This window comes from Rubritalea sp. (genome assembly GCF_051252225.1).
Lineage (GTDB): Bacteria > Verrucomicrobiota > Verrucomicrobiia > Verrucomicrobiales > Akkermansiaceae > Rubritalea.
In genome coordinates this window covers 1-14,214 of sequence record NZ_JBPOGE010000022.1, presented here as the reverse complement: position 1 = coordinate 14,214, position 14,214 = coordinate 1, and the positions used below count along the sequence as shown (strand labels likewise).

Below are 14,214 nucleotides of genomic sequence, written 5' to 3'. Positions count from 1 at the left end.
AGCGATGCTTCTTCAACTGACAATTGAAAAAAGCGTATTTTCCAGTTGTCGGTGATCGAGATGCAGTTTTCTGTATCAGAGAAATGCAACCTCTCGATCATCCATTATCCGCTTTTAACAAGGTTTCTGCAAGCCTTCCGCTGATGTCCAGCGAAACGATCGACCTCGATAATGCATTCGGCCGCATTCTCAGAGAGCCACTCTGCGCAGATCGTCCGGTGCCTCCATTCGACCGTGCGATGATGGATGGAATCGCCATCGACTCCTCAAACAGCCTCAAGCAATGGCAAATCGCCGGCATCCAAGCCGCTGGTGAGCCAGCAGCTCGGCTAACGTCCTCTGATCAATGCTTCGAGATAATGACTGGCGCCATGCTCCCGGTTGGTTGTGATTGTGTGATTCCCATTGAAGAAATCGAAATCCATCAAGAGCAAGCCTCTCTCAGAGAACGCTCGAGTTTCAAAAAAGGCGATTTCATTCATTTTACAGCTTCTGACCACGCACAAGGTCAGGTACTAGTCGAACCCGGAACTATCCTCCACGCACCGGAACTCTCCATTGCTGCGAGCTGTGGCATCACGCGCCTCCTTGTTTCCAAACTTCCACGCATCACCCTCATCACCTCTGGCGATGAAGTCATTTCTCCAAGCCAATCTCCACTCAACTACCAAATCCGAGCCAGCCATCCCACTGCGATTCGCTCAATCATCCACTCTAACCAGCTAGGCACCGTTGAGCATCTTCATATTTCGGATGACGAGCAAGCCACCCGCGACACCATCAGTGGCGCCCTTACTCGCTCAGACCTCATCATCCTCACAGGAGGCGTCTCGAAAGGCAAATTGGACTACATCGCCCCCGTCCTCCGCGAACTAGCTGGCACCCCACTATTCCACGGAGTCAGTCAGCGCCCGGGAAAACCGCTCGGTTACTTTTTCCAGGATATCCCCATTTTCGCCCTCCCTGGAAACCCTCTTTCTGTAATGTCCTGCATGGCGCGCTATGTAGTCCCCGCACTTCGACAAATGCTCAGAGCCCCGAGCAATATCACCGAACTGCCACTTGCAACTGAAGGCAAAACCTTCCCACACCTCACTCATCTACTCGCCGCGACGATTGAAAATGGTCAACTCAGTCCAGCCGCGCCAAATAATTCTGGTGATTACACCGCGCTTCTCGCTTGTCAGGGAGTAGTGGAAATGCACCCTGCAGACCACCCACTTGCCGCTGGTACTCGCTGCAAGTTCTACCCATGGTAATCTCATCAGCATGTTCAAAATCACTGAAACCACCATCGACCACGCAGCTCTGCGCGAACGCACACTAGATCCCACCGCTGGAGGCTTTGTCAGCTTCGAAGGCTGGGTTCGCAATCATCACGACGGAAAAGCCGTCAAATCTCTAGAGTATTCCGCCTACCTCAGCCTCGCTGAAAAAGAAGGCAATCGAGTCATCTCGGAAGCCATGGAAAAGTTCGCCATCGTCTCAGCCAATTGCGAGCATCGCATCGGTCACTTAGCCATTGGCGATATGGCAGTGTGTGTTACAGTCTCCGCAGCTCACCGCGATGCCGCATTCGAGGCCGCCCGCTTCATCATCGATCAAGCCAAATCACGTGTCCCAATCTGGAAGAAAGAACACTACGAAGATGGTTCTACCGCTTGGCCACACTGTGCTAAATGCGCCGAAGGCGTAAAACACAGTCACGATTAAAGCGAAAGAGCTCCTTACTAGATCTCCCACTAAAACCACTCAAGTCCTCGTTTTTCCTTTTACAAAGGTAAAATTCCGACTACTCACGCCCATATGTCTTTCAAAGATCTCGGACTCTCAGAGTCTATCGTTCAAGCCGTTAGCGAAGCTGGCTATGAAAACCCAACCCCTATCCAAGCGCAGGCCATTCCCCTCGTGCTAGAAGGCCGCGATGTTGTGGGTGCTTCGCAAACCGGTACGGGAAAGACTGCAGCCTTCGCTCTCCCATCACTTTCTAAGATTAAGCCACTCGGCAGACCTCAGATTCTAGTACTCGAGCCAACTCGCGAACTTGCACACCAAGTCGCAGAACAATTCGAAGCCTACGGCAAGCACACTGGCTGTCATGTCGCCCTCCTCTACGGTGGTGTCGGCTATGGCGAACAAACAGAGAAACTCAAGAAAGCTGACGTCATCGTCGCCACTCCTGGCCGTCTCGTTGACCATTTCTACCGCGGAACCATGCGCTTCGCAGACGTACAGATCCTCATCCTTGATGAAGTTGATCGTATGCTCGATATGGGCTTCTTGCCAATTGTTAGAAAAATCGTCAACCTCTGCCCATGGAAAGCTGAATGCAACCTCCCTCGTGAAGAACGTGAAGAAAACTACAAGCTGAAGGTTCTACCTAACCGCCAGACACTCTTCTTCTCGGCTACTATGCCACCAGCGATCAAGGGATTTGCTGACTTCTGTCTAGACAACCCTGCGGAAATTCAAATCGCACGTCGCGAAGTTGCTTCTACCATCAAGCACGCTTTCTATCCAGTCTCCATGGATCAGCGCGATCATCTACTCGTTGAGCTCATCAACCAGACAGCCACTCAGTCAGTCATGGTCTTTACCCGCACACGTAAAGAAGCGGACTCAGTCTGTAGCATGCTCAATGATAAGACCGAAGCTAAGGTTGTCGCGATGCACTCTGACATTGGTCAGAAAGACCGCATGAAAGCCCTCGCTGGCTTTAAAGATGGCACCTATGACATCCTTGTGGCCACAGACGTTGCTGCTCGCGGTATCGACATCTCCTCCGTTTCTCACGTTATCAACTACCGTGTACCGGAAAACGCCGAAGACTATGTTCACCGCATCGGCCGTACCGGTCGTGCAGAATCCGAAGGTGATGCATTCACTATTCTCACTGCCGACGAAATCGAATTCGCTGACTCCGTTGAAAACTTCATCGGTAAGAAAATTGAGCGCAAGAAGCTAGAAGGCTTCAACTACACCTACACTGCTCTACTCGACGACAAGCCGTCCAAGCCAGTACGCAAAAAGCGTCCACCAGCACCACGCCGCCGTCGCCGCTAGGCCATAGAGCCAGCATTACTAACAGAACTCAATTTTGTACTACCCTATTGGACTCAGCACCAATAGGGTATTTTTTATGTTACGCAAAAAGTGGCAAAAAATCCTCTTGACCATCTTCACCCTCCTCTTACTTGGCGGAGTAGCCACCTGGTCATGGCTCAACCATCAACTCACCGAAGCTCAAACAAAGTGGGAAAATGTACAACAACGCGCAGATCAAGCAGGTGTATATACTGATCTTGATACCTTCTTGGACGAATCTACTGGAGAGTCACCTCGCTTCTTAGACGACTTCGAGGCCATCAATCTGCTGCTAGTTGAGCATAATATGTCGTACGATCCGTTCACCATTCCCAAGCTTCATTCTATACCAAGCATCGATGGTTCGAAGTCCTCTTCTGAAATTACTGAGGACCTTAAAAGTGCACTCATCACACCACCTGAAAGCGATAATCCTCACGACATCTACCGCGCCATTTTAGAGACCCTCGTTGAAACTGAAGATGACCTCCTCGCTTGGACTAACGCCATAACGAATTCAAAAGGCTTATCGAAAACTGTCTTTAAAGAAAATAGCTTTATCTTCCAAGTCGCGGCTTTCAGATCAGCACACCAACTCCTCCAACTCAGAGCCTATTGTCACTGGAAACTCGGCAACTATGAACGCTCAGACCTTGAAACCATAGACCAGCAGCGGGAGATTCTCTACAAGTATGGTAAATCACTTCTATCAGAATCTGTCGCTATCGCCATCGACCTATCCTTCGAAAGTGCTCGTTTAGCCTTAATTAAAGACGATTCCATCCCTCTGGATAGAGCGAAGTCACTGATGGCCTTCTACCGTCCATTTTCAGCCTCAGAAAATGTTCAAAATGCGATGCGAACTGAATTGTTAATTCAAATCGAATATTTCAATGCACTAATCGAAAACAGACCGCATCCATTTGTAGAAGATCCCGATGTGATAACCTACTTACCTTTGGCTATCAAAGCACGCATCCGTGCAGAAATGGCAGACTTTCAACTGAATAACTACTTCGAAAAAGACTTTGTTACCAATCTAGGAAACCTCAAACAATCTCCCGAAGAATTTGAACAAAACATCCACAATAAAGGGTATTCGTTTTTCACCACCCATTTTCTCGATACTTTCATGATTGGTTCTGAGTACTACCATAGCTCTGCTATTAAGGCTCAAATGGCATTAACCATTTCCCATCTAGAAGCCGCCTGTGTTTTATACAAAAGAGAAAATGGCACATACCCTGAAAACTTGTCAGAACTCACACCTCAATACATCTCCACTCTCCCTACTCTACCTCACAGCAAAGAACCTTACTCGTATTCTAACGAGGAGACATCGAAATCAATCCAGGGAACACTCCCTCTTGAGCACTACGATGATATTGAGGCCTCTACGACATGGCCTAACACCTAATACTTAAAACCTAACACTCACCCATGCGCGTACTCGCAATCGACCCCGCTGTTCGGAATACAGGCTACGCTGTAGTTGAAGGGGACCATCAGAAGCAGCGCGCCATCGATTATGGCGTGATCAGCATCCCTGCAAAGATCCCACAATCGGGAGCACTCTCTGCAGTACGCACAGGCCTGCAAAACCTCATTACCCAATACGAACCAGATGTGGTCGCTGTCGAAGCCATCATCTACGTACAAAGTATTCGTACCGCTATCAGCATGGGTGCGGCACGGGCGGCAGCTCTCATAGCCGCTGCCGACTCAGGACTCGAGGTCTACGAATACGCACCTAAGAAAATTAAGAAAGCTGTCGTAGGCAATGGTAACGCCGGAAAAGACCAAGTCGCCTTTATGGTCAGAGCATTGTTAGGCTTGAGCGAAACCCCGCCTCACGATGCTGCAGACGCTATCGCTATCGCCATTGCCCATCTCTCCGCATCTGATCCAATCAAAGCTTCTTTGTTAGATCAGAAGCGCGTCTAGTCTGCTACCACCTCCTCAGCTCTCTCTTAGCTTCCGATGAACCAGAGCCCTAACAGCAGACGCCATGACCTAGACGCGCTACGAGCATGCGCCATGTTGTTAGGCATAGCTCTCCACGCATCCATTGCCTATAATGGCTTAAACTGGGCAGTATCAGATGCTTCTGGTTCTAAAATATTTGTTTGGTTTTTCCACGCTACGCACGGCTTCCGTATGCAGCTCTTTTTTCTAATCAGCGGTTTTTTCACTGCAATGCTCTATGAAAAACGGGGGCTAACTCCACTACTACAGCAACGCCTTAAGCGCATCCTCATTCCTCTCCTCCTGTTTACTCCAATTTTCGCAGGGCTGACCGAGTGGGTACTAGAAATGAATGAAAGCAGGCAAGGAATCTTTGATCAAAAATGGCAGCATTTCAGCTTTCACCATCTATGGTTCCTTTGGTTCCTCTGTATCTACGTCTTGTTCTTCGCAATGATTTCGAAGCTACCTAGACTGCACTTAAAGAGCCAATGGCTCGAATCCCCAAGTTGCTTTTTATGGATTTTACCACTCACTCTTATTCCTCAGAGCTTTTTTACAACAGCCTATCCACTAATTGGCCCTGAGACCTCGGCAGGCTTCATTCCAATCCCGGAAGTACTGGCTTACTATGCTATTTTTTACGCAGTAGGCGTGGCATTATTCCAAACTGGTGATGCCTTAGTCACTAGAGGGTGGAAATTACAACTCGCTCTCGGCTTACTTCTATTTCTGCCAGCTAGTGTCATTATCGAAAGACTCACCTTCTCTCACTACAGCCATCTGAAGCTACTTTCAGACCTCATCCAGGTCACATTCACTTGGCTCATGGTATTTGGCTGCATGGGCTTTTTCCGTGCAAAATTTCATCATCCATCTCCAGTCATGCGCTATTTATCAGACGCATCCTATTGGCTCTACCTCGCGCACCTGCCATTGGTATTCCTTTTACAACTGCTTATCCTCGATTTCTCACTGAACTGCTGGATCAAATTCACATTCGTCAATATAGTAAGCTTTGTCGTTCTATTAGTTAGCTACCATTACTGTGTTCGCTACACCCCCATAGGCACTCTACTCAACGGGAAGATGACAAAATAGTACATAGATTCCACTTACCTATAGCAGCAAAAAGAGGTAAGACTGGCCTATGGAGAGACTCGTTCAACAAATCCTCGCTCAAATTTTCCCATCTACCGAAGCGGCTGCCTATGAAATTGCTGCGCTCAAGGCTCAACTTGAGCTCCCCAAGCCTGCGATCCATATTATCTCTGATGTTCACGGAGAAAATAGAAAGCTTCGCCATGTCATCAACAATGCCTCTGGTTACCTACGACCAGTAGTCGCAGAACTCTTCGAAGGAGATACAGAGTCGACGGAATTTCAAGAATTCCTCCACCTCCTTTACTACCCTACTGAGTTACTTCAAAAGAAAGAGAAGCAATTCGATGATGACGACGATGCGCGCTACGCATGGGTGCTTAAAACCGTTCAGCGCCAGTTCTCAATTATCCGCATAGAAATCCACTCGAAACGCCGAAAGGATATTAAGCATTACACTCCTAAGCAATTCCGGGAGATCTACGAACTGCTACTGAACTTTCCAGCGGGTGGTCACAACGAGTATTTCCTCACCGCATCTATTCGAGAGTTAGTGAACCGCAAAATGGATTTCAACCTACTCCAGTCGGCCTCACGCTTCATTCGTAACATTGCCGTCGACGAGTTGGTCGTTGCTGGTGATCTTGGCGACCGTGGTGCCCGCATTGACAAAGTAATCGACTATCTCATGCGTCAGTCAAAAGTGAGTATCGTGTGGGGCAACCATGATGTGATCTGGATGGGAGCCTGCTTAGGACACCAAGCCCTTATCGCCATTGTTCTGAGAGTTTCTCTGCGCTACCGCAGGATGTACCAGTTAGAAGAAGGCTACGGTATTCTCACCAACCCTCTACAACTGCTGGCCCAAAATATTTACAAAGACGATCCTGCTGAATTTTTCCGCCCGAAACGTGATGGAGAACGCGATGTGGAAGATATCTCCCGCATGCAAAAAGCGATCTCTATTATCCAGTTCAAGCTCGAAGGACAAATGATCGAGCGCCACCCTGAGTGGAATATGGATGACAGAAATATCCTCAAACGCATCAACTATGACGATGGTACCGTTGATATTGAAGGAACTACTTACACACTCAGAGATAATTATTTCCCGACCATCGACCCAAGCGCCCCTAACAAGTTGTCTACTGAAGAAGAGCATTGCATGGACCGTCTAGCAGAATCCTTTGTGTCATCCTCGAAACTCTGGCAACACATGAAATGGGTGGTCGAGCGCGGTTCCATGGCTGAGGTGCGCGACACTGCGGTCATCTTCCACGCTAGTTTAGCTCTCGATTCCGACTCTGAGTACCTGCCACTAGAAATCGATGGTAAGCAATGTAAAGGACCTGAGCAATTCCCAGCATTTAACCGCGTCATCAGACGCGCCTTCCGCAAAGGCTCAAAAGCTGAGCAATCAGATCAAGACTGGTTCTACTATCTCTGGGCTGGGCCGAATTCCCCACTCTTCGGTAAAGATAAAATGGCGACTTTTGAAACCTACTTCATCGCCGACAAAGCTTCGCATAAGGAAACTAAAAACTCATGGTACAGCTATGTCAATGATGCCGAATTCTGTAATAGAGTGTGTAGCGACATGGGAGTCCCCGAGAATGGCCTCATCGTAAATGGCCACGTCCCAGTCAAGGTAGACAGTGGTGAGGACCCTGTAAAAGGCGGTGGAAATGCAGTCACGATTGATGGTGCATTCTCTGAAGCCTATGGCGACAGAGGCTACACCTTAATCCTCTCAGATGATGGTGAGTATCTAGCTGAACACCATGGCTTCAACGATCCTGTGACTGCCGTTAGAACCGGCGAAGACATCATCCCAACCATGCGACAAATTCGTAGCTATGACACAGTCCGCCTAGTGAAAGATACTGAGCAAGGAAAAGCTATCCGCCAACAAATCGTCGCACTAGAAGAACTTATCGATGCCTACGAAGAAGGGCTGATTAACGAGGGCTAAGCCCCTACTTCCCAATACAGAAATTACCGAAGATCTCACCGAGGATTTCTTCGGTATCTACGCGGCCTGCGATTTCACCAATGGAGTCAAGGGCCTCGCGTAGATCTATCGACGCGAACTCCACCCCAGTTTGCAGTTCCAATGCTTCACGAGCGTTCACCAATGACTCAGTGGCTTTTTTAAGGCAATCTTGGTGACGTGCATTGATCGCCATAGCGTGTCCGCCCCAAGCTGATTCACTGAGTAAGAGTTCATCTGAAATGGCATCCGCGAGAGAATCGATTCCTCCCTCGTCCCTACAAGAAACCCTCACTCCACCAGAGCCCTGCCAGATATCGTCTTGGCCAAGATCACTCTTGTTAATAATCAGAATGTGATGGCGACCTTGAATCTGATCTTCCGTCAGCAGCCTTTGACCCGCCTTACTTCCATCGACAACTTCAAGGATCAAGTCAGCCAATTCGATCTGCTTCTCAGACCTCACGATACCTTGTTGCTCTATTTTATCCGATGATTCACGGACACCCGCGGTATCGATCAAGCGGACCGGAATCCCCTTAACATTGAGAACTTCTTCTACCGTGTCACGAGTGGTTCCTTCTATATCGGAAACAATCGCACGCTCGTAGCCTAACAGTGAGTTGAGTAGCGAAGACTTCCCTACGTTTGGCTCACCGCAAATCACAGTACGCACTCCCTCACGGAGAATCCGCCCCTGCTCAGCAGTAGAAAGCATCTTCTTGATGCCGTCTTGGACTTCATCCACCCGCTTGAGCATGGCTGCTCCGGTGTCGGGGTCGATATCTTCTTCTGGGAAATCAATATAAGCTTCCACGTGAGCTACCACACCTAACAGCTTCTCGCGTAGCGCTTCGGATTGGTCCCCTAAGCGTCCTTGAAGCTGTTCGTGCGCTGCACGCAGTGCCATGTCGGTCTGCGCCGAAATGAGGTCCATAATAGCCTCGGCCTGCGTGAGGTCGAGCTTCCCATTTTCAAATGCACGTTGGCTAAACTCACCAGGATCTGCTGAGCGAGCACCACATTCTAATAATCGCTCTAACACACGGCGTGTGACTAGCACACCGCCGTGACAAGCTAGTTCTACGACATCCTCACCAGTAAAACTCCGAGGACCTTTAAAGAGAGTCCCTAGTACTTCATCAACTACATTCCCGTCCGCATTGATCACCTTCGCTAGGACAGCGTAACGCTCAGGCTGACTTTCTAAGCCACCTTTACAGCGCAGTGCCTTCGCAGAAATCTGAATTGCCTCTGGCCCACTCACACGAATGAGTGAAACAGCCCCAACTCCCGGAGCTGTTGCTATCGCTGCTACTGTGTCGCCGATATTCATCTATTGAGCTAGTACTTGGTCGAGAACTTCGAGACAGCGCACATTCTCTTCAGCTGTGCCGATAGAGATACGCAGCCAGCCCGGAAGTTTATATCCACGCATTGCGCGAACGATCACGCCATTTTTAAGCATGCCCGCGAAAACTTTGTCACCATCGCCCACTTCAACAAGAATGAAGTTAGCCACAGACGGAACATAGTTCATGCCACGCTCCTGAAAAGCTGCTTCGTAAAACGCAAGACCTGCATTGTTGTTAGAAACTGTATTTTCGACATGTGCTGTGTCTGCTAGAGAGGCGAGAGCAGCACGCTGTGCCACCTCGTTCGTATTAAATGGCTGACGCGCTTTCTGTAAAATTGCTGCCACCTGTGGGGCTGCTAGTCCGTAACCAATACGTAAGCCAGCAAGGCCATACGCTTTAGAAAAAGTACGTAGTACTATTACATTACGACCTTCACGTACATATTTCAGCGTGTCCGGTGCATCTGTAAGAAATTCGAAATATGCTTCATCAAACACAACCACCACGTGATCGGGCACACGTGCCATGAAACGCTCAATTTCAGCGTCTCCAACAATAGTCCCAGTCGGGTTGTTAGGGTTAGCAATGAATACCAAGCGAGTCTTGTCGGTAATCGCATCAGCCATACCGTCGAGGTCGTGCACAAAATTTGGATCGGTCACTTCTACATAACCAGCACCGAAAAGTGTCGCCATCAGCTTGTAGACTACAAATGCGTGCTCCGCTGCGATGAGTTCCGCATCGGGGTTTAAGAAACAGTGGCAGAGTAACTCGATGATCTCATTCGAGCCATTTCCAAGAACCACATTCTCAAGACCTAAGTCGTACTTCTCTGCAAGCGCTGAACGCAACTTATAGCCACCACCATCCGGGTATATATGCATGTCTTCAGCAGCTCCACGAATGGCATCGAGCGCCATCGGCGCTGGCCCAAGTGGATTCTCATTAGAGGCTACTTTTACAATACTCTCAGGATCAAGACCCAGCTCTCTGGCAGTCTCACTGATAGGTTTCCCTGGCTCGTAAGCAACAAGGTCACAGACAAATTGGTTAGCAAATTGCTGAATGCTCATGGCGCGAATCTAGCTCTGAGCAGACAACAAGCAAGACTAAGCTTGCTCTTTAAATGAAGATAAATCCTATGCGGTGGCTTTCTTTTCAGCGAGAATCTTCTCCAGCTGCGGCCATTGCTCTTGGCTCACAATATAGCCCACACAGTTTTTACTTCCGCAGCAGCATGGATGGTCCTCGTAGCACTCGATATCAAAACCGTAATCGAATGTGAGCTCCTCCCCCGCTTTGATATCACGTAGTGCATAAATGAAAATCTGATCCTCTTCAATCCATGCTTCACAGTTTGGCTCACATGAATGATTGATCAAACGCGCATCATTCCACGCCACATCCCCGTCGATATCCCATTTCTTGTCCAGAGTAAAAATATACACCGCGGCATCACCAGTCTCCTCAGCAACTGCGGCTTGATCCCATGCGCGTTTCTCACTCTCATCCTTGTCAACGTACTCACCAAGGTACTCAATAATTTGAGTTTCATTATCTATGTCTGCGGCGGCATAGACCCCACGTCCATGAATCTCAGAATTACGCACGTCACAAAGATCGCTCTGACCTCGCTCGTACATTTCCTTCATCAACCGTGTGAGACGAGCCATCTCAGTGAGATGATCGTAACGCTTGCTTTGTTTCTTTCCTTTAGCCATCTGATCTTAATTTATTTAATTTCGACGTCGCGCTTCTCTGGAAGTTCGATGTTGTTGGGTAACAATGGAAACATACTCCTCAAATCAACGACTCTGATAGTCGCCCCATCGATAAATGTCCACGCGTCACTGCCCTCCTTGGCAATCGCAATTTGAAAGCTTTCACGCATAAAACTACGCTTTGGTTGACCATCTAGCATAAAACTCATCTTCATGCGAGTTGGCACCAGCACTAAAACTTCATAGCGAAGATCATCTGAAGAATTGATCTGACTCACTCCATCTCGCATCTTAGGGTGCACATGGTACGCCTTTTGCGGCTCAAGCGCAGTGAATGAATCGATCGTGATTCCCATTTCCTGCATTTGCTGACCCACGCTATTGAAAGCCTCTAACATCTTTTGTTGACTTCCCATTCGCTTAGCTTGGCGTTCACGCCAGCGTGGGTACATATGATCTACAGCATATGCGTAGTTTGACATGAGAACCTCATTACCTAGTAGCTGGACAGCAGATTTCACAGACTGCTTTGATTGAGCCTCCATAACAACTTCACCTCCGGTGACCTCTTGGGCAACGAGAGAAGAACTCAAACAAGTCAGTAGGAACAATGTGCGCTTTATCATAGGTTTCGCTAGTAGTGATCCAATCTTCCACCCCATTCGTCAAGCATAGTAGAGGATTTCTCAGAGTTTTCAGCCAGACTGCTTATTGAGCGATTTTTTAAAAACAGCTTTGCAATGACGACTACAGTATATCTATGCTGCCCACCCATGGCAAAAAAGGCACTAGGTAAAGGACTCGGAGCGCTCATCAATAAGCAGGAATCGCCATCCCCGATTGCTCAAAAATCCATCCCTATAAAGAAAGATTCGGAACCAGGCACACACGAAGGAGATGTCCGCATGGTTGATGTCGAGTCTGTGGTACCGTCCCCTCTCCAGCCACGTAAACAATTTACTGACAGCATGCTCGATGACTTGATGGACTCCATCAAGCAACATGGCATCATCCAGCCACTCATCGTACGAAAAGTAGGTAAGAAGCTTGAACTGATCGCGGGTGAACGCCGTTGGCGTGCCTCGAAACGCCTTAAGCTCAAAGAAGTGCCTGTCATTATTCGTGAAGTCATCGACCGCGATGTTCTAGAAATGGCTCTGATTGAGAACCTCCAACGTGAGGATCTCAACCCGATCGAAGAAGCAGCTGGTTACGTACGCCTCTCTAAGGAATTTGGGCTTAAACAGGACAAAATAGCACAGCGAGTAGGTAAGTCTCGAGCCAGTGTTGCTAACGCTATGCGCTTATTGGACCTTTCAGATGTGATCCAAAAATATCTAGCGGACACTCTTATTTCTGTCGGTCACGCGAAAGCTATTTTGGCGATCAAAGACCCTCAAGCTCAGCTTGAAATCGCAGATCTCATAATTGCAAAGAAGCTCACTGTCCGAGCAGCGGAAAAGCTCGCCCAGGACTTTAACAACCCAAAAGAAGCTACCCAGCCAGCGAAACCAACAGTTTCAGAAGCGGATCGTAAGATCATCTATAAAGTGGAAGGTCAACTTGCCAAAGATTTTGGCACGAAAGTGAATCTCCACCACACCGGTAAAAAGGGTCGTATTGAAATCGAATATGCAGGTAATGCCGACCTCAATCGCATCCTAGAACTTCTCGGAGTTTCCATTTCTGACATTTAATTGAGAGCATTTCTAATGAAATCCACCTCATTGCTCTGCGCCTTGCTTCTACCCATTGGGCTCAGCTCATGTAACCAGAGCGGCCAAGCTCAAACCAGTGTACCAAAGACTGAGTTTAACCTAGGTTCACACGCTGACGCTAATGCAGCAGCTGAAAGCGCCTATAAGCACACCACTAGAATCCTCAGCTTTGGCCATCGCCAGCCCGAATCTATAGGACTCAAACGCAGCAAGCGCTATGTCATGGAGCAGCTCAAGCAATCTGGATGGATCACTATCGAGCAGAGTTTTACGGCAAAAACGCCAAAAGGCCACATCCAGTTCTCCAACATCATCGCACGCTACTCGCCAAATGGCACGAATGCAGCATGGAGCCGCTCACCCAAAGCAGTCATTGGAGCACATATAGACAGTAAAATCTTGCCCAACTTTCTTGGAGCCGATGACGCAGCCTCCTGTGTCGCAGCAAATATCGCACTAGCTGAGCATTTCCATAAACATCATCCCAATGTAGCGCGTGAGATCGAGCTCGTCTTTTTCGATGGTGAGGAAGCTGTTGGTCAGAACATGGTTTACGGTAAAGATGGCCTCTACGGTAGCATGTATTACTCCCGTACCGTTCAAAAATCAGTGGCGCAGAAAAGCGTTCCTTATAAGAAAAAGCCTAAGTTCGGAATCGTCCTCGATATGATCGGACACAAAAACTTGGATATTAAGATCCCTTCTGACACTCCCAAGCCGCTCAAAAAAAGCTACGACACTGCGCGAAAGAAACTCCAGCTTGAAAAGCATTTTTCACACTCAAATGGAGCCTTCCTTGACGACCATGTACCCATGAACGAGATCGCTCGGATCCCAACAATCGATCTAATTGGAGACTTTTCCTCCAGTAAATGGTGGCACACATCCAGCGACAAGCTCGATATCATTTCAAAAAACAGTCTCGGAATGAGTATTCTGGTAACTTTCGAGATTTTAGCTGATCAACTATCCCCCTAAGCTAACAGCTTTAGCCAGCACGACTCCTGTGAGTTTAAAATAAAAAATGCGAATTATCGCACACTTTTATATTGTCAACTTTCTCAATCCAACTTACACAACGCGCACCGCAACGCGGAACACAGTTGGCCCATTAGCTCAGTTGGTAGAGCAACGGATTGAAAATCCGTGTGTCCTTGGTTCGAATCCGAGATGGGCCACCACCTGTGAATACCGTTATTATGGCCCATTAGCTCAGTTGGTAGAGCAACGGATTGAAAATCCGTGTGTCCTTGGTTCGAATCCGAGATGGGCCACCA

Annotated in this window: 13 protein-coding genes and 2 tRNA genes; 11 read left to right on the top strand and 4 right to left on the bottom strand. The window is 48.3% G+C overall.

Annotation, left to right across the window (positions count from 1 at the left end; all coding sequences use genetic code 11):
* Nucleotides 1-83 precede the first annotated feature (83 nt).
* The 7 genes from ACSHX2_RS14240 (at nucleotide 84) to ACSHX2_RS14210 (ending at nucleotide 8,122) form a co-directional block, all read left to right on the top strand.
* Nucleotides 84-1,259 (top strand): molybdopterin molybdotransferase MoeA, encoded by a 1,176-nt coding sequence (locus ACSHX2_RS14240; RefSeq protein ID WP_435693622.1) that lies wholly within the window; start codon nucleotides 84-86, stop codon nucleotides 1,257-1,259.
* A 10-nt stretch (nucleotides 1,260-1,269) separates the two neighbouring features.
* Nucleotides 1,270-1,713, top strand: coding sequence for a molybdenum cofactor biosynthesis protein MoaE (locus tag ACSHX2_RS14235; protein WP_435693621.1), 444 nt, complete (start codon nucleotides 1,270-1,272; stop codon nucleotides 1,711-1,713).
* Nucleotides 1,714-1,806: 93 nt separating this feature from the next.
* Nucleotides 1,807-3,063, top strand: coding sequence for a DEAD/DEAH box helicase (locus ACSHX2_RS14230; RefSeq protein ID WP_435693620.1), 1,257 nt, complete (start codon nucleotides 1,807-1,809; stop codon nucleotides 3,061-3,063).
* Nucleotides 3,064-3,139: 76 nt separating this feature from the next.
* Complete coding sequence (locus ACSHX2_RS14225) at nucleotides 3,140-4,501, top strand: hypothetical protein (RefSeq protein WP_435693619.1); 1,362 nt, start codon at nucleotides 3,140-3,142, stop codon at nucleotides 4,499-4,501.
* 23 nt (nucleotides 4,502-4,524) lie between these two features.
* Nucleotides 4,525-5,028: a crossover junction endodeoxyribonuclease RuvC gene (gene ruvC, locus ACSHX2_RS14220; protein ID WP_435693618.1), complete on the top strand. Its 504-nt coding sequence runs from the start codon at nucleotides 4,525-4,527 to the stop codon at nucleotides 5,026-5,028.
* A 36-nt stretch (nucleotides 5,029-5,064) separates the two neighbouring features.
* Nucleotides 5,065-6,150, top strand: a complete 1,086-nt coding sequence (locus ACSHX2_RS14215; RefSeq protein WP_435693617.1) for an acyltransferase family protein — start codon at nucleotides 5,065-5,067, stop codon at nucleotides 6,148-6,150.
* 49 nt (nucleotides 6,151-6,199) lie between these two features.
* Nucleotides 6,200-8,122 (top strand): fructose-bisphosphatase class III, encoded by a 1,923-nt coding sequence (locus ACSHX2_RS14210; RefSeq protein WP_435693616.1) that lies wholly within the window; start codon nucleotides 6,200-6,202, stop codon nucleotides 8,120-8,122.
* Between the two features lie 4 nt (nucleotides 8,123-8,126).
* Here the strand turns inward: ACSHX2_RS14210 and mnmE are convergent, their stop codons facing one another.
* From mnmE to ACSHX2_RS14190, 4 genes are all read right to left on the bottom strand, one after another.
* Nucleotides 8,127-9,476: a tRNA uridine-5-carboxymethylaminomethyl(34) synthesis GTPase MnmE gene (gene mnmE / locus ACSHX2_RS14205; RefSeq protein WP_435693615.1), complete on the bottom strand. Its 1,350-nt coding sequence runs from the start codon at nucleotides 9,474-9,476 to the stop codon at nucleotides 8,127-8,129.
* Nucleotides 9,477-10,571: a histidinol-phosphate transaminase gene (gene hisC / locus ACSHX2_RS14200; protein WP_435693614.1), complete on the bottom strand. Its 1,095-nt coding sequence runs from the start codon at nucleotides 10,569-10,571 to the stop codon at nucleotides 9,477-9,479.
* A gap of 66 nt (nucleotides 10,572-10,637) precedes the next feature.
* Nucleotides 10,638-11,219 (bottom strand): SET domain-containing protein, encoded by a 582-nt coding sequence (locus ACSHX2_RS14195; protein ID WP_435693613.1) that lies wholly within the window; start codon nucleotides 11,217-11,219, stop codon nucleotides 10,638-10,640.
* Between the two features lie 11 nt (nucleotides 11,220-11,230).
* Nucleotides 11,231-11,845: a hypothetical protein gene (locus ACSHX2_RS14190; protein WP_435693612.1), complete on the bottom strand. Its 615-nt coding sequence runs from the start codon at nucleotides 11,843-11,845 to the stop codon at nucleotides 11,231-11,233.
* A 147-nt stretch (nucleotides 11,846-11,992) separates the two neighbouring features.
* On the opposite strand from ACSHX2_RS14190, the gene ACSHX2_RS14185 reads away from it, so the two are divergent.
* From ACSHX2_RS14185 to ACSHX2_RS14170, 4 genes are all read left to right on the top strand, one after another.
* On the top strand, nucleotides 11,993-12,916 hold the full coding sequence (locus ACSHX2_RS14185; RefSeq protein WP_435693611.1) for a ParB/RepB/Spo0J family partition protein: 924 nt from the start codon (nucleotides 11,993-11,995) through the stop codon (nucleotides 12,914-12,916).
* 15 nt (nucleotides 12,917-12,931) lie between these two features.
* Nucleotides 12,932-13,915 carry a M28 family peptidase gene (locus ACSHX2_RS14180; protein WP_435693610.1) on the top strand — a complete coding sequence of 328 codons (984 nt, stop codon included), beginning with the start codon at nucleotides 12,932-12,934 and terminating at the stop codon, nucleotides 13,913-13,915.
* Nucleotides 13,916-14,042: 127 nt separating this feature from the next.
* Nucleotides 14,043-14,118 (top strand) — tRNA-Phe (locus ACSHX2_RS14175).
* A 20-nt stretch (nucleotides 14,119-14,138) separates the two neighbouring features.
* A tRNA-Phe gene (locus tag ACSHX2_RS14170) sits at nucleotides 14,139-14,214 on the top strand.